Below are 3,840 nucleotides of genomic sequence, written 5' to 3' on the forward strand. Positions count from 1 at the left end.
CAGAGAAAGGCGATGGACAAGATGGCGGCCTAACGACAAAGATTTAACCCTAAGGACTCCGCGCAGAGCTGGGGGAAGCTTGGGGCTCAGGTCAGGGGCGTGCGCCGCTACCGAGCTTGCGGGAGCAAGAGCAGATCGCCGAATGCCTCGCCTCGATTGACGTCCTGATCGATGCAGAAAGCGAAAAGCTCAACGCACTCAAGGACCACAAGCAAGGGCTGATGCTCGAACTCTTCCCGATCAAGTTGGAGACACTTCCCAAGCGCCGCTTCCCAGAGCTTCAAGATCCTGAAGGCTGGGTAGAAAAACCTCTTGGGGAGGTCGCCGATTACGAAAACGGAAAGGCCTTTGAAAAGGATATTGAAGAAGAGGGTGATTTTATCGTGGTCAACGCCCGCTTTATCTCTACCGATGGCAAGGTTCGCAAATACAGCAACAAGAGATACTGCGTCGCTTCCAGGGACGATGTCTTGATGGTGCTAAGTGACTTGCCGAAGGGGCGTGCTTTGGCGAAGTGTTTCCTTGTCGATAAGGACGAAAAATATGCTGTGAACCAGCGTGTTTGCCGCCTGACAGCACACGCGATTGACAGCACTTTTCTTTACTACGCGCTGGATAGGCATCCCTTCCTTCTCGCTTTCAACGATGGTCTGAACCAAACACACTTGAGCAAAGGAAGCGTCCTCGAATGCCCCATCGCTTTCCCATTGGACGAAAAGGAACAGGCAAAAATCGTTTCCGTCTTGATGTCTGTCGATGAACAAATCCGTTCGCAGACGCTGAAGTTGGAACAGCTAAAAGTTCATAAACGAGGCCTAATGCAACAGCTTTTCCCAGTCCTCGAAGAGGTGCAGGTATGACTGAGGCGGCTTTTCCCGACCTGAGCGCCTTGGCCGCTCACCTGCACGAGCAACTGGAGAACAGGAGGTATCTGCTTCTCTATGCCTATAACGGCACCGGCAAGACGCGTCTGTCAATGGAGTTCAAGGAACTTGGGAAACAGGACGGTGGGCGTGACACCCTGTATTTCAATGCCTTCACCGAGGATCTGTTCACCTGGAACAATGATCTGGACGGCGATACAGAGCGCGTCCTAAAAATGAACCGCGATTCCAGCTTTCTGCAAGGGTTGGAAGAACTGGAAATGGAAAATCGTATCCGACCCCTCTTGCAACGCTACGCCAACTTCGACTTCATCATCGACTATGACGACTGGACTGTGAGCTTTTCCCGCACCGTGCCTGCAGAAACCTCACCAATTGAAATCCAGAACATCAAGATTTCACGCGGTGAAGAGAACACTTTCATCTGGTGTTTTTTCCTGGCCATCGTTCAGCTCGCCATGGATGGTCAGGAGCCATACGATTGGGTAAAATTCATCTATATCGACGATCCGATCTCGTCCCTTGATGAACATAACGCGATTGGAGTGGCTAACCATTTGGCCCAGCTCCTCAAGCGGACTGATCACGAGTTGAAGACGGTAATTTCCACCCATCATACGCTCTTCTTCAATGTGATGTGCAATGAGCTCGGACGTGCTGTGAAGCTGTTCCTGAACAGGCAGAAGAACCCGGAATCCTACGTGGTGCGGACGACTGGCGAAACGCCTTTCTTTCATCATGTAGCTATGCTGTCAGACCTCTATCAGGCGGCGCAACGTGATGAGCTTTACACCTACCACTTCAATATGCTGCGGACGATCCTCGAAAAATCTGCGAGTTTCCATGGCTTCAATAAATTCTCGGCCTGCATTGATCAGGGAAGGGATGACCCTGACGGCGTCCTGCATGCGCGCCTGGTTAACATCCTAAGCCACGGAAACTACTCGCTCTATGAGCCGCAAGCCATGCTGGACGAAAACAAGACATACTTCAAAAGAATCCTGGGGCAATTTCTGCAACGGTATCCTTTCAATCCCGAGCTATTTCCAGAAGTCGCCGAAGAGGCAGAAGCAACATGACCGACCAAGAAGAACAAGAACTGGGCAAAACCCTCTGGAACACTGCCAATACGCTGCGTGGTGCCATGAACGCGGATGACTTCCGCGATTACATGCTGTCCTTCCTCTTTCTGCGCTACCTGTCCGACAACTACGAGGCTGCTGCGCAGCGCGAGCTTGGGCGCGATTATCCTGCGTTGGAAGACGTGGATCGCCGTACGCCTCTGGCGGTCTGGTACGAAGAGAACAAAGATGATGTCGGTGCATTCGAGGCGCAGATGCGTCGCAAGACCCATTACGTTATCAAACCGGAGCACCTTTGGGCCAGCATCGCCGAAATGGCACGGGTGGGGCACAATGATCTATTGAGCACGCTCAAGGCGGGCTTCAAGTTCATAGAGAACGAGTCCTTCTCCAGCACCTTCGACGGGCTGTTTTCAGAGATCAATCTGGACTCGGAAAAGCTGGGCAAGGGGTATACGGAACGCAACACCAAGTTATGCGGCATCATTAAGGAAATCGCCAAAGGCCTTGTAGGTTTCTCAACGGACAATGACACATTGGGCAATGCCTATGAGTACCTGATCGGGGAATTCGCCGCCGGATCCGGTAAAAAAGCGGGTGAGTTTTACACGCCGCAACAGGTCTCCAGCATCTTGTCAGAAATCGTCTCACTGGACAGCCAGGATCCCGCGCTTGGTAGAAGGGATCACATTGGCAGCGTGTTTGACTTTGCCTGTGGCTCCGGCTCACTGCTGCTAAACGTTCGAAATCAGCTCGGCCCCCTGGGCATAGGAAAAATCTATGGGCAGGAACGAAATATCACAACCTACAACTTGGCCCGAATGAACATGCTACTGCATGGGGTAAAAGACACAGAATTTGAGATTTTTCATGGCGATACACTGACCAACGACTGGGACATGCTTAGGGAGCCAAACCCTGCAAAGATGCCACGTTTTGACGCCGTAGTAGCTAATCCGCCCTTTAGCTATCGTTGGGATCCTTCGGAAGCTCTTGGAGAAGATGCCAGATTCAAAAACTATGGCCTCGCCCCCAAGTCCGCCGCCGATTTCGCATTCTTGCTACACGGCTTTCATTATCTGAAAGACGAAGGCACCATGGCAATCATCCTTCCGCATGGCGTGTTGTTCAGGGGCGGGGCAGAAGAAAAAATTAGAACCAAGCTTCTAAAAGACGGCCATATTGACGCTATCATCGGTCTGCCAGCAAATCTGTTTTTCTCGACAGGTATCCCCGTCTGCATTCTCGTGTTGAAAAAGTGTAAGAAGTTCGACGACGTCCTGTTTATCAATGCAACCGGGCCGGATCGGTTTGCGAAGGATAAGCGTCAGAACAAACTTTCACCCAAGCACATCAGCGACATTATCGAGACTTATCAGTTCCGAAAGGAGGAGGACCGCTTCTCTCGGCGGGTCGAGATGACTGAGATCGAAGAAAAAGGCTTCAATCTTAATATCGCCAGATATGTCAGCATAGCTGAAGCAGAGAAGGAAGTTGATCTTGTCCAAACCAATGGATTACTGACCAAGCTGGAAGAAAGGATTTCAGTTGCGAAGAATGCACACAATACTTTCCTCCGAGAGCTGGGCCTACCTGAGCTCCCTTAATATCAAAATCTCCGATCGTCTTAATTCCTGCGCTGAAAAAGGCTAATTGGTGCTGTTTCCTGATATGTATCGCAACAGTGAAGACACAGCCTAACGGCTGCCATCTTTCCTCGGTTGAAGAGCAGGATATCCACAGATGTAAGACAATTCGGGGATCAGGTCACCAACTCAGCTGTCAATCGCAGAGTAAAAAGGTGCCAGATCGCGGCGTAAAACTGGTCCACTGAGTTATCGTTTGTCGTGCGCTTTGGCGCGAGTGCTTGTCAT

Annotated in this window: 3 protein-coding genes; all 3 read left to right on the forward strand. The window is 51.1% G+C overall.

The window, feature by feature from the left end; all coding sequences use genetic code 11:
• Nucleotides 1-116 precede the first annotated feature (116 nt).
• From BSF79_RS19325 to BSF79_RS19335, 3 genes are read left to right on the forward strand one after another with little or no spacing between them, the layout of a single operon-like run.
• Nucleotides 117-860, forward strand: coding sequence for a restriction endonuclease subunit S (locus BSF79_RS19325; protein ID WP_090271460.1), 744 nt, complete (start codon nucleotides 117-119; stop codon nucleotides 858-860).
• A complete protein-coding gene (locus tag BSF79_RS19330) occupies nucleotides 857-1,963 on the forward strand; it encodes an AAA family ATPase (RefSeq protein ID WP_090271462.1) in 1,107 nt (368 codons plus the stop codon). Before BSF79_RS19325 ends, BSF79_RS19330 begins: the two co-directional genes overlap by 4 nt.
• Nucleotides 1,960-3,573: a type I restriction-modification system subunit M gene (locus tag BSF79_RS19335; RefSeq protein WP_090271464.1), complete on the forward strand. Its 1,614-nt coding sequence runs from the start codon at nucleotides 1,960-1,962 to the stop codon at nucleotides 3,571-3,573. Before BSF79_RS19330 ends, BSF79_RS19335 begins: the two co-directional genes overlap by 4 nt.
• Nucleotides 3,574-3,840 lie beyond the last annotated feature (267 nt).

Source organism: Thalassovita taeanensis (assembly GCF_900110775.1).
Taxonomy (GTDB): Bacteria; Pseudomonadota; Alphaproteobacteria; order Rhodobacterales; family Rhodobacteraceae; genus Litorimicrobium; species Litorimicrobium taeanense.